Below are 21,101 nucleotides of genomic sequence, written 5' to 3' on the forward strand. Positions count from 1 at the left end.
CAGCAGGCGCAGCCCTCACCGGTCCTGTGCACTGGCCCGACCATCCTCGTCAGGGCCGGTGTCAGACAGGGCGCGCGTGATTTCCTCCAGCAAGACCGGCAAGCGGATCGGCTTGCTGGCATAGCCCTGCATGCCCATCTGCAGGCAGCGCTCCCGCTCTCCGCCCATCGCATTTGCGGTCAAGGCAACCACCCGCACCTGTGACCAGGGTTCCCCCGACCGGCGGATGGCCTGCAAGGTCGCGGCACCATCCATCACCGGCATCTGCATGTCGAGCAGAACCAGATCAACCGCGCATTCGGCCAGAACGGCCAGACACTCAAGGCCGCCCGCGGCCTCATGGCAGATGGCGCCCAAGGGCGTCAGAAGGCCGCCAGCCACGCGGCGGTTTACCGCGCTGTCATCCACCACAAGAATGGAAATGCCCTGCAAGTCGCGCCGCGCAAAGGTTTTTTGCGACTCTGCCTCGATCTGTGATGCAGCAGCCGGCGCAACCCTTTGCGCAAGGAACCGGAAGACAAAGGACGATCCCGCCCCGGGGGCAGAGGTGACGCTGATATCGCCACCCATCATCCGCGCCAGCCGGCGCGAAATGGCCAGCCCCAGACCCGTACCACCATAGTCCTTGACTGTGGTCGCTTCCGCCTGGGTAAAGGCCTCAAACAGCCGCTTTTGCGCCAGCGGATCAATGCCGATCCCGGTATCCGTTACGGTCAGCACCACCTCTGTCTGCCCGTCGTCCAGCAGGGTGGTGGACAAGGTGACCGCAATTGTGCCGCCTGTGGTGAACTTGACCGCATTGGACACCAGATTGCCCAGACATTGCCGGACCCGCACAGAATCGTACAGCAACCGTTCGGGCGTGCCGGGCGCAGCGGCAAAGGTCAGCGCGGTGCCGTTCTCTGTGGCCCTTGCCTGAAACAGCGCAACCGTGTCTTCAAGGGATTTGATCAGCGCATGAGGCGCAGGCTGAAGATCCATCCGCCCGGCCTCGATCCGCGACAGATCAAGGATATCGTCGATCAACGACATCAGCATGTCACCGGAAACCCGGATCAGCCGCAGGTTTTCGCGCTGGCTCTGTGTCAGCTCAGTCGCGTCCAGCACCTGGACCATCCCCAGCACGCCGTTCATCGGTGTCCGGATTTCATGACTGATGTTTGCCAGAAACTCTGATTTTGCCCGGCTCGCCAATGTGGCCTGCGTCAAGGCATCGTTCAGCTTGCGCTGGGCGCCATTCAGGCGCCGCATGATCGTATCTGCATAAAGCACGGCGGGCACGGCAATGATCAATGACACGATCAAAGAGATCACGACCACAATCCGGTAGAAATTTGCCTGCGGGTAGGGGCCCAGCATCGGTTCAAGCACAACCGCCAGCGACAGCGATAACAGCAGGCTGCAAGCGACGATTGACGCCACCAGAGTGGCGTTCAGACGACGGGCACTGATGCCTTCGGTCAGCCGCAGAAAATGGTCAAGCAGGCGGGCACGCCGCCCAGCGTGGTCTCGGATGCTGTTCAAGGGCCGTGGGGACTTAGGCTTGGTCATTTTCGCTGCTGTGCTTTCTTGCCCCGGTTTTAATCCATACGTTGAATCGACGGGCGCGTGAAACCAATAAAGCGATCAATTTTGGCGGTGTGCAATCGCGGCTAAAGTCGTGCTGAGGCCGGCGCTACTTGCGCGGCAGGCCGGCGCTACTTGCGCGGCAGGCCGGCGCTATTTGCGCGGCATGCTTGCCCAAAGCGCCGGACTGATCTAGCCTTCTTGCATGAAGCCTGTTCCCCCTCCACCGCAACCAGCCCTTTCGCCTCTGCCGGTGATGCCGGGGTGGATCGCACTGGGGCGGGCAGAATCGGTCGAAGACCTGGCCTTTTTGTCCGGAGCGGCGCTGGCGCACGTGCATGGGGCAATCCTTCGCCCCGATATCCCCCAGGCCCTGTGGCGCGCCCGGCTGGCACTGGCGGCGGCAGAGGTTTGCGTGCGGATGGCCGGGCGGCCAGAGCGTGCCGGGGCGCTGCGCGACGCCTTGTATCTGACCCGTCCCGGCGATCAGCCCGGTCCGGCGGGGGAGGTGTTTGGCCAGTGGCTGCGGGCGACAGAACGGCCCGTCTCGGTGGCGGCCCTGTCGCGCGCCCTGCCCAAGGTTCCAGCCGACCGGATCGCAAAGCTGCTGGGCTCGTCTCAGGGGTCGCCGGTCTCTCGCGCCGCTGCGGTGATTCAGACAGTGCTGGCAGAGAGCCCGCGTTCGGAAACACCTGCGCTCATTCTGGGGGAGGCGGTGCTGGCACAGGCTCTGGGTTGGTCGCATCTGTTGCCCCTGCTGGCGGCAGGGCTGGCGCCGCGCGATCTGCGCCAGACCGATGCGGCGCTGCGGCTGGCCTGCCACCGGGCGGTCATTGCTGCGGCCCGACCGGCCCTGCAAATGGCGGCGGATCTGGGGCGCAAGGCCGACAGGTTGCATGCGGTCGCGCCCAAGCTGAGGGCCAAGGGTGCCACGCAGGCGGTTGACCTGTTCCTGACCCGTGATGCCCTGACCGCGCCCGCGCTGGTCCCCATCTTGTCGGACCGCGCGGCACGGCGGCTCTGCGACCGTCTGGTTCTGCTCGGGGCGGTGCGCGAACTGACCGGGCGCGACACGTTCCGTCTGTACGGCCTATAGAAGTGTCGGGGCGTGAACCCTCTGCCTTTGATGCGGAACTGGCTGATCTGCCGGCCGATCTGCGCTGGCGCCACTGGATGCGGCGGATAGAGGCGGTGCTCTTTGCCAGTGCTGCGCCGGTGCCGCGCGAAGATCTTGCGCGGGTCGTGGGCAGGGAGGCAAGTCTGGACATGCTGATTGCAGATCTGGCGGCAGATCTGGAAGATCGGCCCTATACCGTGGCGCGGGTGGGAGTGGGCTGGGTGCTGCGCACCCGCCCGGCTTTCGCGCAGGCCATCCGCACGGCCGCGGATGTCACGCCTCAGGCGCTGAACCTTGATGCCTTCGACACCGCCGTACTTGCGGCCATCGCCTATCATCAGCCCATCACCCGCGACGGGCTGCGCGAGATTTTTGGCAAGGACATCAGCCGCGATCTGATCGGCCGCCTGTTCGACCGCGCCCTGATCGCCGCGGGCCCGCGCGCGCCGCGCCGGGGCGCGCCTTACACCTTTGTGACCACAGATGCTTTCCTGGCCGCCTTCGGGCTGGAAAGCCTCGCCGACCTGCCGGATGCCGAGCAGTTGCGGGATGCGACAGGTTAGGCCGCACAGGGTGCCTCGGTCACACAGCACCGGAGGGCGGTGAAGAGGCGCCGGGGCTGCCCTGCAGGTGCGGTCGCATCACCTCGGTCCGACATGAAAGTGCCGGGCCTGTGTCTTAGCACAGCACCCGGCATGTCATCCGGCCCAGGCGGGGGCCCTGAAGTCTGTCTCAGAGTTTCGCAGGCACATCCGTTTCGTCGGACGCATCCTCTTTCGCCACGGCGGCAGGGCGCGCCCCCATGGAAAACCGCTTCCACTTGCGGATGTTCGGATTTGCAGGCTTGCTCAGAAATTCGGTCAGGTCGAACGGGGTTTTTTGCGGGGAATATCCCATGATAGGCTCCTGTCAGGCTGGATTCGGTTGGAAACCGGCCGGGACAGAGCCTGCCATGAAACGGCACACAAGGGATGTGCAGCTTATTTCAAGATGGGGGCCCGGCAGCCGGTAAACCAGTGCCAGATCTGAACAATCGCCCAAGCCAAGGGGAAGGCCCGGAACTTTCTGCGCCGCCCCGTCGCAAAACGGGGCGGACCGGGTCAGAAGTCAAGATTTTCCACATTCAGCGCGTTTTGCTGAATGAAGTCGCGGCGCGGTTCGACCACATCGCCCATCAGCTTGGTAAAGATGTCATCCGCCTCGGCCAGATCATCCACCTTCACCTGCAACAGGGTGCGCGCCTCGGGGTCCAGCGTGGTTTCCCACAGCTGTTCGGGGTTCATCTCACCCAGACCCTTGTAGCGTTGCAGGGTCAGGCCCTTTTCGCCCTCGGCCAGAATGGACTTCAGCAGATCGGTCGGGCCATAGACCAGCTGCTCGCGGTCCTTGCGCACCAGCTTGGCCGGATCGCGGAACGAGTCCCGTGTCTCGCGCGAGATGCTGGAAAGCCGCCGCGCCTCGCCCGATCGCAGCACCGCGCCGTCCAGCGTGCGCAATTCCTCCACCCCGCGCAGAATGCGCGACAGCCGGATGCCATGATCCTGCGTGATCCGCCCGGCCCAGCCCTTTTCGTATTCGGCTGCAATCAGGTTCAGACGAACGGCCACCGTATCGGCCACCGCCTGCAGATCGGCATCGGCCTGACCGGGATCAAACGCCCCCGCCAGCGCCGCCTGTTCCAGCAGGTTGCGCGGATAGTTGGTCGGGAACGACTCCAGCACCCGGCGGAACTGACGCGCGCCGTTGATCACCCGGCGCAGGTCTTCGCCCGCCAGTTCCTCGCCATTGCCAAGGCGCAGGATTGCCCCGTCAAGACCCATGTCGATCAGGTAATCTTCCAGACCGGCCTGATCCTTGATGTAAACCTCTGATTTGCCGCGCGCGACCTTGTACAGGGGCGGCTGCGCGATATAGAGATAGCCGCCTTCGATCAGCTCCGGCATCTGCCGGAAAAAGAAGGTCAGGATCAGCGTGCGGATATGCGCACCATCCACATCGGCGTCGGTCATGATGACAACCTTGTGGTAGCGCAGCTTCTTGATGTCAAACTCATCCCGGCCGATGCCGGTGCCAAGCGCGGTGATCAGCGTGCCGATTTCCTGACTGGCCAGCATCCGGTCAAACCGGGCGCGTTCCACGTTCAGGATCTTGCCCTTCAGCGGCAAAACCGCCTGATTGGACCGCGACCGCCCCTGCTTGGCGGACCCGCCCGCCGAATCCCCCTCGACGAGGAAGATTTCAGACTTGGCCGGATCGCGCTCCTGACAATCGGCAAGTTTGCCGGGCAGGCTCGCCACATCCAGTGCCGTCTTGCGCCGCGTCAGCTCGCGCGCCTTGCGCGCCGCCTCACGCGCCATGGCGGCCTCGATGATCTTGCCCACGATCACCTTGGCCTGTGACGGGTTCTCCTCAAACCATTCCGACAGCTTTTCGTTCACCAGGTTCTCGACCGCCGGCCGCACCTCGGAGGACACCAGCTTGTCCTTGGTCTGGCTCGAGAATTTCGGGTCCGGCACCTTGACCGACAACACGCAGGTCAGCCCCTCGCGGGCATCATCGCCGGTGAAATCGATCTTTTCCTTCTTGGCAATGCCGGTCGCCTGCGCATAGCCGTTGATCGTCCGCGTCAGCGCGCCGCGAAAACCCGCCAGATGCGTGCCGCCATCGCGCTGCGGGATGTTGTTGGTAAACGGCAGCACCATTTCATTATAGCTGTCGTTCCACCACATCGCGACCTCGACGGTCATGCCATTGCGCTCGCCGATCATATAGATCGGTTCCGCCATGATGCTGGATTTCGACCGGTCGAGGTATTTCACATATTCCCGCACACCGCCCTCATAGAACAGCTCGGTGTGCAGCGGCTCGGCAGGGCGGGCGTCCTCCACGATGATCCGCACGCCAGAGTTCAGGAAGGCCAGTTCCCGCAGCCGGTTTTCCAGCGTCTTGAAGCTGTAGTCGAGGTTGGAAAACGTGCCCTCGGGAATGTTGGTCTTGGCGGATGCCAGAAACCGCACTTCCGTCCCCCGCATCCCCGGCGCAGGCCCGATTTCCCGGACATGTTCCACGCATTCGCCGTGCTCGAACCGCGCCCGATACTCGGTCTCATCGCGCCAGACCGTCAGTTCCAGCCATTCCGACAGCGCGTTGACCACCGACACGCCCACGCCGTGCAACCCGCCCGACACCTTGTAGGCGTTGCCACCCTCATCCGTGTTGTTGAACTTTCCCCCGGCATGCAGCTGGGTCATGATGACCTCTGCCGCCGACACGCCCTCGCCCTCATGGATATCCACCGGAATGCCGCGCCCATTGTCGCGCACCGATACGCTGGAATCCGCGTGGATCTTGACGGTGACGGCGGTGGCATGCCCGGCCAGCGCCTCATCAATGCCGTTGTCCACCACCTCATAAACCATGTGGTGCAGACCCGACCCGTCATCGGTGTCACCGATATACATGCCAGGGCGTTTGCGAACCGCCTCTAACCCCTTGAGGACCTTGATGGAATCGGCGCCGTATTCGGCGGGTTTGCGGGCAGCTTCGGCCATGCGTCATGAACCCCAAATAATGTGCGCGACTTATACCGCCGGGGGGCGGGAATGTCACCCCTCAGACACAAGATTTGGGGGTCAGGTAAAGGGAATCACGCAACCAACCGCAATCAGCAAAACCCCCGAGACGATGTTCAGTCGCTGCAGGGCTGCGGGGCTTTGCAACACCCGCCGCGCGCGGTCCAGAAACAGCGCAAGACCCAGATTGCCCAGCATGGGAACCACCGCCGAAATCAGCAAGATCGCCACAATATCCCAGCCCGTCACCCGGCTCAGATCAAAGAACCCCGGCAGAAATCCCATGTAGAACAGAATGGCCTTCGGATTGCCGATCACCGCCGCCAGCCCCACCGAAAACCCGGCCCAGACCCCGGGGCGCGTCATCCGGCTCTCCACCCCCGGCACCGCCGCCGGCTTGCGCAGCAGCAGCACCCCCATCACGATGAAGACCCCCGCCGCAATCCAGCGCATGACCTCGAGCAGATCGCCATAAAGCGACAACACCCAGGCCAGCCCCAGAATGGCGCAGAGCGGCCAGATCAGGTCTCCCAGCGCCACCCCAACCGCCAGCGGCCAGGCCCCCGCCATCCCGCCTGACAGCGCCCGCGCGGTCAGCGCCACCCAGACCGGGCCGGGGATTACCCACAACCCGGCCATGGCCAGCGCATACAGCGCCAGTTGATGCAGCGTCACCGTCATCCCCGAACCTCCGATCGGCCGCCCGCTTCGGTCACGGCCAAATGCTGCGCCCGACCGCCCAAAGCCTCAAACAAGCCCGGTTCTGTCCCGGTCATGATCGCCTGGGCCCCCAGCGCGCAGATCTCATCATAAAGCGCCGCCCGCCGCGCCGCGTCCAGATGCGCCGCCACCTCGTCCAGCAACACCACCGGGGCCCGCCCCAGATCGGCGGCCAGCGCCCGCGCATTGGCAAGGATCAGCGAAATCAGCAAGGCCTTCTGTTCCCCGGTCGAACATTGCGCCGCAGCCACGCCCTTGGCCGCGTAAACCGCCGCCAGATCCACCCGGTGCGGCCCTTGCAAGCTGCGCCCTGCCGCCATGTCGCGTGCGCGTGCCCTGGCCAGCACCTCCGCCAGGTCGTCATAGCGCCCCTCGGGATGCAGCAGTGCCAGATCGGCCTGCGGAAAGGCGGTTTGCGCGCCATCCTGCGCCAGCGTCAGCCGCGCCAGCGCCGCCGCCCGGTTGGCATCGATCAGCGCCGCCGCCTCGGCCATCCGTGCTTCGATCACCCCGTACCAATGGGCGTCGCGGACCTGATCCTTCAGCAGCCGATTGCGCTCGCGCATCGCCTTGTCATAGGCCAGAACCGCTTCGCCATGCTCCGGCGTGAAACTGAGCGTCATCCGGTCCAGAAACCGCCGCCGTCCTTCCGCCGCCTCGATCCACAGCCGGTCCATCGCAGGCACCAGCCACAGAATGCGCAGCACCCGCCCCAGCATGGCCTGCGTCGCCGCCTTGCCATCAATCCGCACCACCCGTGCATCGGTGCTTTCGGCAAAGGTCACCACCTCATGCGGCGCGTCCAGCCCATCGACCTGCGCGGAAATCTTCCAGCCAATCGCCTCCGGCCGCCGCGCCAGCTCTTCGGCCCCTGCGCGTCGCAACCCACGTCCGGGCGACAGCAAGGACACCGCTTCCAGAATATTGGTCTTGCCTGCCCCGTTCGGCCCATGCACAGCCACAGGCCGCCCGTCAAAGGCCAGCCGCGTCAGGCCGTGGCTGCGAAACTGCGACAGCACCAGCGATGTTATGGCCAAGCCGCCCAACCGCCGCCCTCATTATCTGTTCTTAAATATCCCGGGGGTCCGGGGGTCCGGGGGCTGGCCCCCGGTCAGACGCCCATTACACGCGCATCGGCATGACGACATAGATCGCGCTGGTATCATTTCCCTCACGCATCAAGGTCGGATCGCCCGAGGAGTTGAACAGAAACACCGCATTTTCCCGGTCCACCTGGCTCGCGATTTCCAGCAGATACTTGGCGTTGAAGCCAATCTCCAGCCGCTCGTCACTATAGGCCACCGCCAGCTCCTCCTCGGCCGCGCCCGAATCCGGGGCGTTGACCGACAGGATCAGCCGGTCTTCATCCAGAGCGAGCTTGACCGCGCGGCTGCGCTCGCTCGACACGGTGGCCACGCGGTCCACGGCCTTGGCAAATTCGGACGCATCCACTTCCAGCCGCCGCGTGTTTCCGGTCGGGATGACGCGGGTGTAATCCGGGAAGGTGCCGTCGATTACCTTCGAGGTCAGGGTTATGGCGGGGGTAGCAAAGCGGATCTTCGTTTCCGACACGGAAACCGCAATCGTCGCCTCATCATCATCCAGCAGCTTGCGCAACTCGTTCACGGTCTTGCGCGGCACGATCACGCCCGGCATGCCCGTGGCCCCGTCTGGCAAGGCGGCATCAATCCGGGCCAGTCGGTGCCCGTCGGTCGCCACGGCGCGCAGCACCGGCCCGTCTTCGCTGGTCGAGACATGCAGATACACGCCGTTCAGGTAATAACGGGTCTCTTCGGTGGAAATCGCGAACTTCGCCTTGTCGAACAACCGGCGCAGGGCCGGGGCCGGGGCCGAGAAGTTTGAGGAATATTCCGAGGTCGCCATCACCGGAAAATCTTCTTTCGGCAATGTCGCCAGACTGAATGACGACCGCCCCGCCATGATCGACAACCGGCCAGAGGCCGGGTCTTCGGTCAGGTTCACCAGCGCCCCATCGGGCAGCTTGCGCACAATCTCATGCAGCATCACCGCCGAAACGGTGGTGGCGCCGGGGCGTTCCACCATGGCGGGGGCGCGGTCCACCACCTCGATGTCCAGATCGGTGGCGCGGAACGAGATCTGCGCCCCTTCGGCCTCGATCAGCACATTGGCCAGGATCGGAATGGTGTTGCGCCGTTCCACCACAGACTGGGCCTGCGCAAGGGCCTTGAGCAGTGTGCCGCGTTCAATCGAAAGCTTCATCTTCCATCCCCCGTCTTCCATCCCCGGGCCGGGCCGGTTCAGGGACGCCGACATTACCCGTTTTCTGCGGGTTCACAAGTGCTTGACCCGACTTTGTTGGGCTTTGCCGCCAAGGTCAAGGCCAACAGCCAGCATCACGGCCCAACCCTTAATTTTCCGTAAATTCGCAACGGCAAACCCTTGAAAACAAACGGAGCCCCCAGCTGTAACACAGGGAGCAAACCCAAAGGTCAGCTTTGCAGCAACCGTTTCAAGAGCTGCACATCATCGGCCAGCTGCCCATCCGCCGCCATCAGCTCTTCAATCTTGCGGATGCCATGCATGATCGTGGTGTGATCGCGCCCGCCAAACCGCCGGCCAATCTCAGGCAGGCTGCGGCTGGTCATCTGCTTGGACAGATACATCGCCACCTGCCGTGGCCGCGCAATGGTGCGCAGCCGTTTCGGCCCGATCATGTCTGACAGCCGCACATTGTAATGCTCGGCCACCTTGCGCTGAATCTCTTCGATCGTCAGTCGCTTTTCCGAACTGCGCAGGATATCGGACAGGCATTCCTGCACCAGATCCAGGTTGATCTCACGCCCGACCAGCGATGCAAAGGCAAACAGCCGCATCAGCGCGCCTTCCAGCACGCGCACATTGGTGGTGATCCGATGCGCCAGAAATTCCAATACGCCCGGCACCATCGTCAGCCCGCGGTACTGGTTGGAATAATGCTCCAGCTTGGATTGCAGGATGCCCAGCCGCAACTCGTAATCCGTGGGGTGCAGGTCCACCACCAGCCCGCATTGCAGCCGTGACCGGATGCGCTCTTCCAGATCCTTGATCTCTCCGGGCGCCCGGTCGGCAGAGATCACGATCTGCTTGTTCTGGTCGACCAGCGCGTTGAAGGTATGGAAGAACTCTTCCTGCGTGCTGTCCTTGCCGGCGATGAACTGCACGTCATCAACCATGAGCACGTCAACGGACCGGAACAGCTCCTTGAAATCCATGATCTGCCGGTCGCGCAGCGCCTGCACGAAGCGGTACATGAATTGTTCAGCCGACAAATACAGCACATGCAGATCGGGGCGGCTGAACTTCAGCTCATGCGCAATGGCATGCATCAGGTGGGTTTTGCCCAGGCCGACGCCACCATAGAGAAACAGCGGGTTGAAGGTGACCGGCCCGCCTTCGGCAACGCGGCGGGCGGCGGCGTGGGCCAGTTCGTTTGGCTTGCCGACCACAAAATTATCAAAGGTGAAGCGCTGCTCCAGCTGAGCGCCAGTCACCTCATCAGTGCCGTTCTGCCGGACCCGCGCCGGTTTTGCGGCAGGCTTTGTGGCTGGCCGCGCAGCGGGCTGTTCCGGCACGGTGCCGACGGTAAATTCTACGCGGTCCACGGGTTCCCCCGCAACAGCAAGCTGACCACGGATGTGATCGGCAAAATTGCGTGACACCCAGTCGCCGAAGAAGGTTGTCGGCACTTCAAAACTGGCAACACCGTTTTTCAGATGTGAAAGACGAAGCGGTTCGATCCATGTCGTGTAGTTGTTCTTGCCAACCCTCTTGATCAGTTCTTCCCGAACCTGTCCCCACGTGTCGTTCGTCATTCGTTTTGACCTGTTTTTATTTTGCCCGCCACCTCCGGTCCCCCGGTCGGGCTTGTTTCCCACACACCGCCCATGCAGGCCCGGGACAACCGGGCCTTTCCCTTTTGCAACACACGCAAAAGGGTCTGACCCGGAGCCGGGCCAGATATGGGCACCTCACAGCACAACAAATCCGGCCCCTGAAGGCCGATCTCATTGAACCACCTGAGTGCGGAATAGACCGCAGACAGCATAACACCTTGATCCGTGGCAAAATTCTGGTGGCAAGCTGGCAGCAAGGCCGATCAGAAGGCTGCGCAAGGTGGTGTCATGTCCCCCAAGACGAAGTGAATCGCCTCGAGAAGGTAGCAAGGCCGCGATGGCCTTCGCAACCGAACTATTAAGTTGACACAGCTTTGGTCCGAGCGAATCCGGGGGCTTTGGCAAATCGGCAACGGGCGGTGAGAAAAGCACCTGAAAAGCTGTGAGGGCGATAAAAAAGGGCGTCCCCGCAAAAGGACGCCCTTGACACAAAACTGAGAAGGTCGACTCAGGCAGCCGGGGTCGACAGCGCCTTGACGCGCGACGACAGGCGCGAGATTTTGCGCGACACCGTGTTCTTGTGAAGGACGCCTTTGGTCACACCACGCGCCAATTCTGGCTGGGCGTTCTTGAGTGCTTCTACGGCGGCTTCGGAGTTGCCCGAGGCGATGGCCTCTTCCACTTTGCGGACGAAGGTACGGATGCGCGAACGGCGGGCTTTGTTCACGGCATAGCGTGCCTCGGACTGGCGGGCGCGTTTCTTGGACTGTTCACTGTTTGCCATGGTGGTGGCCTTTCCTGGGTCTGATTCAATGCATTCGCACGAAAGCCCCAAGACCCCACCTTATAGGAGGGGATGATTCTTGCCTAAGCGGGCCCACGCGCATGTGAGGCGGCGTATAGGATGATTTCAGGCCAAGGGAAACAGAAAAATCAGGTTACTTGTCGCGGAACTGCGGCTGGCGCTTTTCCAGAAAGGCGGCCATGCCCTCTTTCTGGTCTTCGGTGGCAAACATTGAATGAAACACCCGGCGTTCGAAGAGCAGGCCTTCTGCCAGGGTGGTTTCCTGCGCCCGGTTCACACATTCCTTGACCGCCATCGACGAGAGCAGCGATTTCTCGACGATTTTCTGGGCAATCTTCATGACCTCGGCCATCAGATCCTTGGCGGGGAACACCCGGCTGACCAGACCGCAACGCTCGGCTTCGGCGGCATCCATGAAGCGGCCCGTCAGGTGCATGTCCATCGACTTGGATTTGCCCACAAAGCGCGTCAGCCGCTGGGTGCCGCCCATTCCGGCAACAATGCCAAGGTTGATCTCGGGCTGCCCGAATTTCACGCTATCCGCCGCAATGATGAAATCCGCCAGCATCGCAAGTTCGCAGCCGCCGCCAAGACAATAGCCCGAAACCGCAGCGATGATCGGCTTGCGCACCTGACCGATGATGGCCGCTTCGACACCGAACAGGTTGTCGAAATAGACCTCGGTAAACGATTTTTCGGCCATTTCCTTGACATCCGCCCCGGCGGCAAAGGATTTCTCCGACCCGGTCAGCACGATGACACGCACATTGTCATCGCGGTCGGCAGCCTGCACGGCGCTGGCCAGTTCCTTCATCAGTTTGGAATTGAGCGCATTCAGCGCATCGGGGCGATTGAGCCGGATCAGGGAAACATAATCCTCAACCTCAACAATCAGCGTATCATAGGCCATGCGCGGGCTCCACGGTTGTGCGATGCGGTGACTCCTAGCAGTATATCGCCCGATGGCAAGTCAACGCTGGCATGTCGGGCAGTAGAAGGAAGAGCGCCCGGACTGCACGATCCGTTCCACGACTGCCCCGCATCCGGGGGTGGCGCAGGGCTGGCCTTCGCGGTCATAGACCTGAAAGCCATGCTGAAAATAGCCCAGTTCGCCATCGGCCTGCCGGAAATCGCGCAGACTGCTGCCACCCGCAGCAATCGCCTCAAGCAGAACCTCGCGAACAATCGGCACCAGCGCCGCCACCTGAGTGCTGGACAGGTCGCCCGCCTTGGTCTGCGGGGCGATGCGGGCGTGGTACAGCGTTTCGCAGACATAGATATTGCCAAGGCCCGCCACGATGTGCTGATCCAGCAAGGCAGACTTGATCGGCGTGTTGCGACCCTTGAGGCGCGCCACCAGATAGCTTTCGTTAAAAGCATTGCCCAAAGGCTCTGGCCCCAGCGTCGCAAGAAGGGGGTGCCGATCGGCTGTTGCCGTGTCCATCAGATCCATGGCTCCAAAGCGCCGCGCATCGTTGAACGTCACGCGCGCCCCGCCTTCCATGTCGAGCACCACGTGGTCATGTTTTTGCGCTGCGGGATGGTCCTGGTGAAACTGCCCCAGCATATGCCCCGAGATCAGCATCCGCCCTGACATGCCAAGGTGGATCAGCAACGTCTCGGCCGTCGACAGATCCGCCAGAATGTACTTTGATCGCCGCCGCAGCACCGTTACCCGCGCCCCGGTCAGCCGGCCGGCCATGCCCTGCGGAAACGGCCAGCGCAGCCCGTCCCGATTGACCACGGCCTGGGTGATCACCTGCCCCTCCATCACGGGCGACAGCCCACGTCGGACAGTTTCAACCTCGGGCAGTTCTGGCATGGTGACGCTCCTGAGCCTTGGGCGCGATGCCGCCCCGGACAGGGTGGCGCATTGCAGCCGCGCGGATGCGCCCTATAAGAAGACTGGCAGACAATAAAGGGCAAGGCCCCCCATGACCGACGACGACAAAGGCACGACGCATTTCGGCTATCAGACCGTTCCGGAGGCCGACAAGGCCGGCATGGTGCATGGCGTCTTCACGCGCGTGGCCAGCAAATACGACATCATGAACGACCTGATGTCGGTTGGCGTGCACCGTTTGTGGAAAGATGCGATGATGGATTGGCTGGCCCCCCGGCCCGGCCAGCGCCTGCTGGATGTGGCAGGCGGTACCGGTGATGTGGCCTTCCGCTTCCTGAACCGTGCGCCAGCGGCCAGTGCCGTGGTCTGCGATCTGACCGAATCGATGCTGGTGGCGGGGCGGCAAAGGGCCGAGGCGGACAGCATGGCCGACCGGCTGGGCTGGGTTGTGGGCGATGCGATGGCTTTGCCGTTCGAAAGCAACAGCTTTGACGTCTATACAATCAGCTTTGGCATCCGCAATGTCACCCGCATCGATGACGCCCTGTCCGAAGCTTACCGCGTGCTGAGGCCCGGCGGGCGGCTTATGGTGCTGGAGTTCAGCCAGATCCCCAATGATCTGATGCAAAAGGCCTATGACCTCTATTCCTTCAACGTCATCCCGCTGATGGGGCAGGTCGTGGCAGGGGATCGTGACAGCTATCAGTATCTGGTCGAAAGCATCCGCAAATTTCCCGATCAGGACACCTTTGCCAGCATGATCCGTCAGGCCGGTTTTGATCAGGTCAAATACCGCAATCAGACCATGGGCATCGCCGCCCTTCATTCGGGATGGAAGCTGTAAGTGCGAGGCCCTCACAACATCTGGCGTCTGATCCGCACCCTTGCCACGCTGGAGCGGACCGGTGCGATCGGCGTGGTGCTGGAGGCGTTTCGCGCGCCGCCCGGGTTGCGCATTGTTGCGCGGATCCTGGGCTGGCCGTTCAAGCCTTTGGGGCTGCGCGGTGATCCGTCGCTGCCACCGGTGACCCGGGCGCTGCAGGCGCTCGGCCCCGCTTATATCAAGTTCGGACAGATTCTGTCGACGCGCCCTGATGTGGTCGGCGACGAGTTGGCTTTGCAATTGAAATACCTGCAAGACAAGCTGCCGCCTTTCCCGATTGCCGTGGCCAAGAGGATGATCGAGGCAGAACTGGGCCTGCCGGTCGATCAGATGTTCCGCGACTTTTCCGAACCCGTTGCCGCCGCTTCCATCGCGCAGGTCCACAAGGCCTGGCTGGTCGAAGACGGGCGCGAAGTTGCGGTCAAGGTGCTGCGTCCGGGCATCGAGCGGGCCTTCCGAAAGGATATTGATGCGTTCTACTTTGCCGCGCAGGCCATTGAATTCATCTCCCCTTCATCGCGCCGCCTGCGCCCTTTGGAGGTGATCCGTCACTTCGAAGGTGTGGTTATGGGAGAGCTGGACTTCCGGCTCGAATCCAGCGCGGCGGCAGAATTTGCTGCCAATACTGAAGGCGATGCGGGCTTTCAGGTGCCAAGGCCGATCTGGTTTTTGTCAGGCCGCAGCGTCATGACGCTGGATTGGGCCGAGGGGATCGGTCTGAATGACAATGCCCTGATCGACGCCGCCGGACACGACCGCAAGGAACTGGGCGCTCGGGTTCTGCATCTGTTTCTTAACCATGCCCTGCGCGACGGCTATTTCCATGCCGATATGCATCAGGGTAACCTGAAGGTGGCGGCCAACGGCAATATCATCGCCTATGATTTCGGGATCATGGGTCGGATTGATGAATATACCCGCCGTGTCTATGCGGAAATTCTGTTCGGCTTCATCCGCAAGGATTATCGCCGGGTGGCAGAAGTGCATTTCGAGGCCGGTTATGTGCCTGCCGACCGTGATATCGATGAATTTGCCCGCGCCTTGCGGGCAGTGGGGGAGCCGATTTTCGGCATGGACGCCAGCCGCATTTCGATGGCGCGCCTTCTGGCCTATCTGTTCGAAGTGACGGAACGGTTCGGCATGGAAACCCGGACCGAATTGATCTTGCTGCAACGCACGATGGTTGTGGTGGAAGGCGTGGCGCGGGGCCTGGACCCCCATATCAATATATGGAACGTCGCCAAGCCGGTGGTCGAAGGTTACATCACCAAGAACATCGGCCCCCGCGCCCTCTTGCGTGATCTGGGCAAAACCGCGCGGGTCCTGGCTCGCTTTGGACCCAGGTTGCCGCAGTTGGTTGAAAGGGCGCTGATCGCGCAGGCTGACACGCAACCGATTGTGCCGGCAAAACGAAACTGGTGGCCGGCCTGGACCGTGCTCACCGGTGCGGTGATGCTGGTGGCGGGACTATGGTTGGGCCGGATACTGTAACGCAGGCTATTGCATCCGCAAAGCAGTGACACTGCTTGCCGGAACCTCGATGCCGCCGCGGAGCACCAGCCGCGTTCCGTCAACACCGCCCCGCGCCTCAAGGATCTGGGCGTAATATTCCACGGTCTTGCTGTCCAGCAGCGTGTCTGCAAAATAGCTTTCCAGAGTCAGCGTGTAACTGCCCGGCGGCAGCGTGGCACCGGTCGCATCGGTGCCGGCCCAATCATAGTGCGCGGTGGAAACTGGCAGTTCTTCACGCGACAAGACGCGGTCTTGCGCATCACGCACAACAAGAACCGCACGGTCGGCCGCCGAGGCCGGGTCCGGCGACAAGGTGACTGGTGCCCCGTCAAAATAGACCGGGGCTGCAGCGCGCGCCTCCTGTCCGACCCAGCCGGCAAGCTGCGCCATGCCGAGCAAGCCAAACTGCGATTGCAGACTTTCTAGCAGCTGATTGGTACGAACCGCCTGTTCCACCCCTGAAAAGGTTGCAAGCTGTACCGCATAGTCAGCTGAATCGATGGGATTCAGCGGGTCCTGGTTTTGCATCTGCACCGTCAGCATGCGCAAGAACATCTCGTAATCCGAACTCGCAGTGGTGTCCGTGCCCCGGGCTTGCTGTTCGGCAAGGCGGGCACCGATGGCGGTTCCGGTTTGGGTTGTGGCTAATGTCATGTCGGTCTCCTTTCAAAGCCGCAGATCGAGTCGCCCGGCTGCAACGGTGCGGCTCGCCTGACCGGCGTCTATGGCATAGGCCGCCGCGCTGCCCTCGGCTGGTTTGGCTGAACCCTGAGATTTCCCGGGCCGCGTATCCCGCTGCGACCACTCCCCGAAGCTGAGAGAAGGATGGCCAAAGCCAGCAAGGCGCAGATCGTTCAGCAATTGCTCCCCATGGCGGCGGATCAGATCCATGGCATCAGGCCGCTCAACATAAAGCATGACATGCAACCGATCGCTGATCGTGGTCAGATCAAACCGAATTTTGCCCAGTTCTTCCGGCCGCAATGTGACTTCCACCGGGCTGTCTGCGCCCTTCTGGATGATCTGCACAATGGTTTGCGAAATCTGGCTGGCGGGGACGGGGACGGGGACAGCCGTGCCTGTCGTGCCGCCTTGGGGAGTGAGGCCCGGCACTGCGACACTGTCGCGCGCAAGGCCCAAGGGATCGGCAGTATCAGGTCTGAAATCCATCCCCGACGTTAGAGGACTAAGGGGGACGGAAGGTGCAGGGGAAACTGCTTGTGCAGGTTTGGCGGGTTTTGCATCCTGCGAAAGGTGGTCTGTCTCAACGGTGCGGGCAACCGGTTCGACCCGAAGACCCGGTTCTGTCTCTGCCGCGCCAAATGACAAGACGGTTGCAAGACTGGCGACTTCAGTTGCGGAAGACGCTGTTCGGCGCCCCACAGTCGACGCTCCGGCTTGTGCACGATCTGCGTACCCGGCTGCGGGGAACGCGGTCAGCGGCAGATCTTCAGCCTGCGGGCGGCCCGTTTTTGGTGCTGCCAAGGCTGCTTCTGGCTGGTCTGCAAGAGTGCCGAGCCTTTGCGCTTCTGCCGCCGGGCCTGCGACATTGATCTGCGGCCCATCTTCTGCCTCGCCCCGCGCCGAAGGCAGTTGAACCGGCGTCGCTGATCCCTGTCGCGCCTCCGGTCCGTTCTCTGAATGGTCACGTCCTGGCCCTTGATCTGCAGGGTCTGTCTGACCTGACGGTGCCGTCAGAGCTGCAGCGGGATGAGAGCCTGCCTCAGCTTCGGGCACCGCCTGCCGCATCAATGGCTCGGCCAGGCTGCTGGAAACGGCGGCTGGACCCGTTACAGGGACTTCCGGCAAGTGGACGGATCTTGTTGGGATAGGCGCAACCAGCGTTCCCCACGAAGCGCCCTGTGCTGAAACTGCCGCGCCTTCCTGGGCGGGTGTTGAAAGCTGGCCATCGGCCAACAGCGCGTCAGACTCGAGCAAAACCCCTTCGACCTCAACCCTTTCAGTGCCGGTTTCAATCTCTGCTCTTTTGCTTTGACAATGGGCACCGCCCTCCCGCTCGCCCGGAGCAGAGGACATCATCAGCTTTTCAAATACGGCACCGTCGCCGGATACATCTGCCGGGGCCATGGCAACGGAGGTTTGGGGCGGGGAAAGCGGGGTGATTTGCATTCTGCAATCCGGTGTCTGTCAGCGCTGTGCCTGAAGTTGCGCGAAACTGCTTACCGACTGTTTACCTAAGCAGCAGATATTCAGAACAATTCAACCGAAAGCGGAGATCTGCGATGAACCCTGAACCTGTCCTGATTGGTCCCGCCCGCCTTGCACCGGACCGCAACCATCTGATGCACAGGGCAAAAGAGTTGGAGGCGGTGTTTCTGTCGGAAATGCTGTCCCATGCCGGCCTCGGCGAATCATCCGGTGAATTCGAGGGTGGGATGGGCGAACGGCAGTTCGCCTCCTTCTTGCGCGACGCGCAGGCGCGCAGCATCGTTGAAAAGGGCGGCCTTGGTCTTGCCCAAACGATTTTTGAGGCCCTGATCAAAGCAGAGGAGGCACGGGATGTCGCAAAGTCCTGAAGGCATTTTGCAAAATCTTCGCCGCGCAATAACGGAAGGGGAGTACGCGCAGCTTGAAGCCCTGCTGCCTGCCTTGCGCGACACCGAGGCCGCCTTGGTGAACAGTGACCTGACCACGCTGCAAACCCTGCAGGCTGAGGCGGAGCGGACCGAATCCTGTCTGGTCTCTGCGCTTGCCGGCGTGCGGGCCGCGCGCAGGCGTGTTGCCGAGGTGTCGGAGGCCGCCAAAGGACTGACGACATATGATCGGGGCGGTCACAAGGCGACCGTGCCTGCGGCCTTGCCAACCTCGAGGCGCGTCTGAATTGTTTCAATTCATTGATGATTGGCAAGCAGCAATTCACCAGTGATTAGGAATTGGAGGTTTGTATTGGTCTTGCGCCCCGAGGTCGGGGTGGCGCCGCGGGCCGTGCCCCGGGGCACAGGCAAGAATGCCCTTCCAGCCGTCGGTTGACGGTATAACAGGCTGCGAAAAGCGCGGCATTTGCGAAGGAAACGAACATGTCTTCCATTCTGACGAACAATGGCGCGATGGTTGCCCTGCAAACCATGAAGTCCATCACAAAGAACATGGGCCAGGTTCAGGCCGAGATTTCCACCGGCATGGCCGTGGGCAGCGCCAAGGACAATGCCGCCGTCTGGGCCATCGCCAAAACCATGGAATCGGATGTGTCCGGCTTCAAGGCAATTTCCGACAGCCTCTCGCTCGGAAACTCCACCATTTCCCTGGCCAGATCATCTTCGGAGCAGATCACCAAACTGCTCGAGGAAGTGAAAGGCAAGATTGTCAACTCTCAGGAAGAGAACGTTGACCGCAGCAAGATCCAGGCGGATATCGGCGCGCTGCGCGACCAGATCAGTTCGATCGTCGGTGCTGCCCAGTTCAACGGTCTGAACATGCTGTCGAACAAGTCCAAAACTGTTGGTTCTGGCACTGTCAACGTCCTGTCGTCCCTCGACCGGTCCTCGGACGGCACGGTTGCTGCGTCCAACATCAACGTCAGCAAGGCAGATCTGAGCACGACAACTTCGGTTCTCGGTGGCACGGCTTTGGCAGCTGGTGCACCGCTGACTGCAAAAGCGACCGGCCTGACAACAGCAGCGACCCTCACGGGCAACTCACCGGCACCGACGACGACACTTACGATTGTCACAAATTCCGTGGTTGCTGGTGATGGCTACAATATCACGCTGACAGCGGGTGCGGCGGGGCTTGTAACCGCAAATACCGCGAGCATCCAGGACATCCGCTATGTGGCGCGTGATGGCGATACCGCGGCAGATGTCGCAAAGGGACTGGCGAGCGCCTTCAATGAGTATGCCAAGGCAAAAGGTCTGGATACCCAGTTGTCAGCCGCCGTTGGCACCACTGCTGCTACTGCCAATGTGGTCACCCTCACCGGCTCCAGCATTACTGGCAACAACGTGGGTGCGCAGGCGTTCGTCTACGCACCTGCCGGCAACACCATCGGCGGCGGCCTTGAAAAGCTGGCCACTGTTGATGTTTCCACCAGTGAAGGTGCCGAATCGGCGCTGGATGTGATTGAAGGCCTGACGCAAACCGCAATTCAGGCGGCCTCTGACTTTGGTACCGCACAAAAGCGGATCGAAATTCAGAAGACCTTTGTGGGGAATCTGGTCGACTCGCTCAAGTCCGGTATCGGGTCTCTGGTCGATGCAAACATGGAAGAGGCATCGGCGCGCTTGCAGGCCCTGCAGGTGCAGCAGCAGCTGGCCACGCAGTCACTGTCGATTGCCAACCAGGCCCCACAGAACATCCTGGCGCTGTTCCGTTGATGGCTCAGGCCGGGGGAAAACCCCGGCCCACCCCTTTGAAGCACAAAGACACAACGCGAAGGATTCGCTGTGAACGCGCATATTCATGCAAAACTGGGCTATTCGCGCCCGAACTCCTCCCTGCGCAGCCCGCGCGGCATCGAGTACGAGGCTTTGGCGCGTGTGACACAAAGGCTGTCGGCCGCATGGCTGCAGCGGAAGGCCGATTATCCCGCGCTGGTGCAGGCTCTGTCAGACAATCTTGGCCTCTGGTCCACTCTGGCCGCCGATGTCGCATCGCCCGGCAACGCATTGCCTGCCCCATTGCGGGCGCAATTGTTCTATCTTTATGAATTCTCCGAAGTGCACACCAGAAACGTGTTGAACGGCCCTGCCTCGGTTGAGGTTTTGATTGATGTCAACACGGCCATCATGCGCGGATTGCGTGGGCAAGGCAGCACGGAATGAGCGGCCTTGTCATCAAACTTGGTCCACATGAACGCGTGCTTATAAACGGCGCGGTGATTGAAAACGGTGACCGGCGTTCACGGCTCGCCATCATGACCCCGAACGCGCACATCCTGCGCCTTCGCGACGCCATCCACCCAGAGGAGGTGAATACCCCGGTGCGTCGCGTATGCTATATCGCGCAGCTGGTCTTATCAGGCGATGTCGGGCCTGCTGAGGCGCATGGACAATTGCTCCGCGGCATCGAACAGCTCAGCCAGGTTCTGACAGATCCGGACAGCCGCCTGCAGCTGTCCCTCGCCAGCAAGGCTGTGCTGGAAGACCAGCACTATCAGGCCCTGAAACATCTGCGCAGCCTGCTTCCGCGGGAAGAGCGCCTTATGGCGCTCGGCCCACAATGACATATACACCTGTTCTCCCGATCTCGGGCTACGCTGGCTGGTCTTTC

At 62.0% G+C, this 21,101-nt stretch carries 21 protein-coding genes; 9 read left to right on the plus strand and 12 right to left on the minus strand.

The window, feature by feature from the left end; all coding sequences use genetic code 11:
- Positions 1-15 precede the first annotated feature (15 nt).
- Entirely contained in the window at positions 16-1,551 is a 1,536-nt protein-coding gene (locus CXR43_RS00305; RefSeq protein WP_103332070.1) for an ATP-binding protein, read from the minus strand.
- Positions 1,552-1,822: 271 nt separating this feature from the next.
- Between CXR43_RS00305 and CXR43_RS00310 the strand changes: the two genes are divergently transcribed.
- The gene (locus tag CXR43_RS00310; protein WP_103332071.1) at positions 1,823-2,662 is read left to right on the plus strand and encodes a DUF1403 family protein; all 840 of its coding nucleotides are present in this window, start codon (positions 1,823-1,825) and stop codon (positions 2,660-2,662) included.
- Positions 2,663-2,739: 77 nt separating this feature from the next.
- Complete coding sequence (gene scpB, locus CXR43_RS00315) at positions 2,740-3,246, plus strand: SMC-Scp complex subunit ScpB (protein ID WP_103332724.1); 507 nt, start codon at positions 2,740-2,742, stop codon at positions 3,244-3,246.
- A 169-nt stretch (positions 3,247-3,415) separates the two neighbouring features.
- Here scpB and CXR43_RS17790 read toward each other — a convergent pair whose 3' ends face one another.
- From CXR43_RS17790 to mutM, 9 genes are all read right to left on the minus strand, one after another.
- On the minus strand, positions 3,416-3,580 hold the full coding sequence (locus CXR43_RS17790) for a hypothetical protein (protein ID WP_168219712.1): 165 nt from the start codon (positions 3,578-3,580) through the stop codon (positions 3,416-3,418).
- 203 nt (positions 3,581-3,783) lie between these two features.
- Positions 3,784-6,234 carry a DNA topoisomerase (ATP-hydrolyzing) subunit B gene (gyrB, locus tag CXR43_RS00320; protein ID WP_103332072.1) on the minus strand — a complete coding sequence of 817 codons (2,451 nt, stop codon included), beginning with the start codon at positions 6,232-6,234 and terminating at the stop codon, positions 3,784-3,786.
- An 81-nt stretch (positions 6,235-6,315) separates the two neighbouring features.
- Entirely contained in the window at positions 6,316-6,936 is a 621-nt protein-coding gene (locus CXR43_RS00325; protein WP_103332073.1) for a LysE family translocator, read from the minus strand.
- Entirely contained in the window at positions 6,933-8,021 is a 1,089-nt protein-coding gene (gene recF / locus CXR43_RS00330) for a DNA replication/repair protein RecF (RefSeq protein ID WP_103332074.1), read from the minus strand. The genes CXR43_RS00325 and recF overlap by 4 nt, the downstream gene beginning before the upstream one ends.
- 76 nt (positions 8,022-8,097) lie before the next feature.
- Positions 8,098-9,216, minus strand: a complete 1,119-nt coding sequence (gene dnaN / locus CXR43_RS00335) for a DNA polymerase III subunit beta (RefSeq protein WP_103332725.1) — start codon at positions 9,214-9,216, stop codon at positions 8,098-8,100.
- 230 nt (positions 9,217-9,446) lie between these two features.
- Positions 9,447-10,808, minus strand: coding sequence for a chromosomal replication initiator protein DnaA (gene dnaA, locus CXR43_RS00340; protein WP_103332075.1), 1,362 nt, complete (start codon positions 10,806-10,808; stop codon positions 9,447-9,449).
- A gap of 529 nt (positions 10,809-11,337) precedes the next feature.
- Positions 11,338-11,613: a 30S ribosomal protein S20 gene (gene rpsT / locus CXR43_RS00350; RefSeq protein ID WP_103332077.1), complete on the minus strand. Its 276-nt coding sequence runs from the start codon at positions 11,611-11,613 to the stop codon at positions 11,338-11,340.
- A 154-nt stretch (positions 11,614-11,767) separates the two neighbouring features.
- On the minus strand, positions 11,768-12,544 hold the full coding sequence (locus CXR43_RS00355; protein WP_103332078.1) for an enoyl-CoA hydratase-related protein: 777 nt from the start codon (positions 12,542-12,544) through the stop codon (positions 11,768-11,770).
- A gap of 60 nt (positions 12,545-12,604) precedes the next feature.
- A complete protein-coding gene (mutM, locus tag CXR43_RS00360) occupies positions 12,605-13,456 on the minus strand; it encodes a bifunctional DNA-formamidopyrimidine glycosylase/DNA-(apurinic or apyrimidinic site) lyase (RefSeq protein ID WP_103332079.1) in 852 nt (283 codons plus the stop codon).
- Positions 13,457-13,568: 112 nt separating this feature from the next.
- On the opposite strand from mutM, the gene ubiE reads away from it, so the two are divergent.
- Both ubiE and ubiB read left to right on the plus strand, forming a co-directional pair.
- Positions 13,569-14,321, plus strand: coding sequence for a bifunctional demethylmenaquinone methyltransferase/2-methoxy-6-polyprenyl-1,4-benzoquinol methylase UbiE (gene ubiE / locus CXR43_RS00365; protein WP_103332080.1), 753 nt, complete (start codon positions 13,569-13,571; stop codon positions 14,319-14,321).
- Positions 14,322-15,851 (plus strand): 2-polyprenylphenol 6-hydroxylase, encoded by a 1,530-nt coding sequence (gene ubiB, locus CXR43_RS00370; protein ID WP_103332081.1) that lies wholly within the window; start codon positions 14,322-14,324, stop codon positions 15,849-15,851.
- 6 nt (positions 15,852-15,857) lie between these two features.
- Here ubiB and CXR43_RS00375 read toward each other — a convergent pair whose 3' ends face one another.
- Together CXR43_RS00375 and CXR43_RS17795 are read right to left on the minus strand one after the other, a co-directional pair.
- Entirely contained in the window at positions 15,858-16,526 is a 669-nt protein-coding gene (locus CXR43_RS00375; RefSeq protein ID WP_103332082.1) for a flagellar hook capping FlgD N-terminal domain-containing protein, read from the minus strand.
- Between the two features lie 12 nt (positions 16,527-16,538).
- Positions 16,539-17,042 carry a flagellar hook-length control protein FliK gene (locus CXR43_RS17795; protein WP_168219713.1) on the minus strand — a complete coding sequence of 168 codons (504 nt, stop codon included), beginning with the start codon at positions 17,040-17,042 and terminating at the stop codon, positions 16,539-16,541.
- Between the two features lie 1,073 nt (positions 17,043-18,115).
- On the opposite strand from CXR43_RS17795, the gene CXR43_RS00385 reads away from it, so the two are divergent.
- The 5 genes from CXR43_RS00385 (at position 18,116) to flbT (ending at position 21,054) form a co-directional block, all read left to right on the plus strand.
- Positions 18,116-18,409 carry a rod-binding protein gene (locus CXR43_RS00385; protein ID WP_103332084.1) on the plus strand — a complete coding sequence of 98 codons (294 nt, stop codon included), beginning with the start codon at positions 18,116-18,118 and terminating at the stop codon, positions 18,407-18,409.
- On the plus strand, positions 18,393-18,713 hold the full coding sequence (locus tag CXR43_RS00390; protein WP_103332085.1) for a hypothetical protein: 321 nt from the start codon (positions 18,393-18,395) through the stop codon (positions 18,711-18,713). Before CXR43_RS00385 ends, CXR43_RS00390 begins: the two co-directional genes overlap by 17 nt.
- 197 nt (positions 18,714-18,910) lie before the next feature.
- Entirely contained in the window at positions 18,911-20,206 is a 1,296-nt protein-coding gene (locus tag CXR43_RS00395; RefSeq protein ID WP_103332086.1) for a flagellin N-terminal helical domain-containing protein, read from the plus strand.
- A gap of 69 nt (positions 20,207-20,275) precedes the next feature.
- The gene (gene flaF / locus CXR43_RS00400) at positions 20,276-20,653 is read left to right on the plus strand and encodes a flagellar biosynthesis regulator FlaF (protein ID WP_103332087.1); all 378 of its coding nucleotides are present in this window, start codon (positions 20,276-20,278) and stop codon (positions 20,651-20,653) included.
- On the plus strand, positions 20,650-21,054 hold the full coding sequence (gene flbT, locus CXR43_RS00405) for a flagellar biosynthesis repressor FlbT (RefSeq protein WP_103332088.1): 405 nt from the start codon (positions 20,650-20,652) through the stop codon (positions 21,052-21,054). The genes flaF and flbT overlap by 4 nt, the downstream gene beginning before the upstream one ends.
- The last annotated feature ends 47 nt before the right edge of the window (positions 21,055-21,101 follow it).

It is taken from the genome of Pseudotabrizicola formosa (assembly GCF_002900965.1).
GTDB classification, from domain to species: Bacteria; Pseudomonadota; Alphaproteobacteria; order Rhodobacterales; family Rhodobacteraceae; genus Pseudotabrizicola; species Pseudotabrizicola formosa.

Bases quoted from the DNA above. Each gene is read 5' to 3' on its own strand.
- CXR43_RS00305 (WP_103332070.1), bottom strand. From the start codon at position 1,551: ATGACCAAGCCTAAGTCCCCACGGCCCTTGAACAGCATCCGAGACCAC.
- CXR43_RS00310 (WP_103332071.1), top strand. From the start codon at position 1,823: ATGCCGGGGTGGATCGCACTGGGGCGGGCAGAATCGGTCGAAGACCTG.
- scpB (WP_103332724.1), top strand. From the start codon at position 2,740: ATGCGGCGGATAGAGGCGGTGCTCTTTGCCAGTGCTGCGCCGGTGCCG.
- CXR43_RS17790 (WP_168219712.1), bottom strand. From the start codon at position 3,580: ATGGGATATTCCCCGCAAAAAACCCCGTTCGACCTGACCGAATTTCTG.
- gyrB (WP_103332072.1), bottom strand. From the start codon at position 6,234: ATGGCCGAAGCTGCCCGCAAACCCGCCGAATACGGCGCCGATTCCATC.
- CXR43_RS00325 (WP_103332073.1), bottom strand. From the start codon at position 6,936: ATGACGGTGACGCTGCATCAACTGGCGCTGTATGCGCTGGCCATGGCC.
- dnaN (WP_103332725.1), bottom strand. From the start codon at position 9,216: ATGAAGCTTTCGATTGAACGCGGCACACTGCTCAAGGCCCTTGCGCAG.
- dnaA (WP_103332075.1), bottom strand. From the start codon at position 10,808: ATGACGAACGACACGTGGGGACAGGTTCGGGAAGAACTGATCAAGAGG.
- rpsT (WP_103332077.1), bottom strand. From the start codon at position 11,613: ATGGCAAACAGTGAACAGTCCAAGAAACGCGCCCGCCAGTCCGAGGCA.
- CXR43_RS00355 (WP_103332078.1), bottom strand. From the start codon at position 12,544: ATGGCCTATGATACGCTGATTGTTGAGGTTGAGGATTATGTTTCCCTG.
- mutM (WP_103332079.1), bottom strand. From the start codon at position 13,456: ATGCCAGAACTGCCCGAGGTTGAAACTGTCCGACGTGGGCTGTCGCCC.
- ubiE (WP_103332080.1), top strand. From the start codon at position 13,569: ATGACCGACGACGACAAAGGCACGACGCATTTCGGCTATCAGACCGTT.
- CXR43_RS00375 (WP_103332082.1), bottom strand. From the start codon at position 16,526: ATGACATTAGCCACAACCCAAACCGGAACCGCCATCGGTGCCCGCCTT.
- CXR43_RS17795 (WP_168219713.1), bottom strand. From the start codon at position 17,042: ATGGATTTCAGACCTGATACTGCCGATCCCTTGGGCCTTGCGCGCGAC.
- CXR43_RS00385 (WP_103332084.1), top strand. From the start codon at position 18,116: ATGAACCCTGAACCTGTCCTGATTGGTCCCGCCCGCCTTGCACCGGAC.
- CXR43_RS00390 (WP_103332085.1), top strand. From the start codon at position 18,393: ATGTCGCAAAGTCCTGAAGGCATTTTGCAAAATCTTCGCCGCGCAATA.
- CXR43_RS00395 (WP_103332086.1), top strand. From the start codon at position 18,911: ATGTCTTCCATTCTGACGAACAATGGCGCGATGGTTGCCCTGCAAACC.
- flbT (WP_103332088.1), top strand. From the start codon at position 20,650: ATGAGCGGCCTTGTCATCAAACTTGGTCCACATGAACGCGTGCTTATA.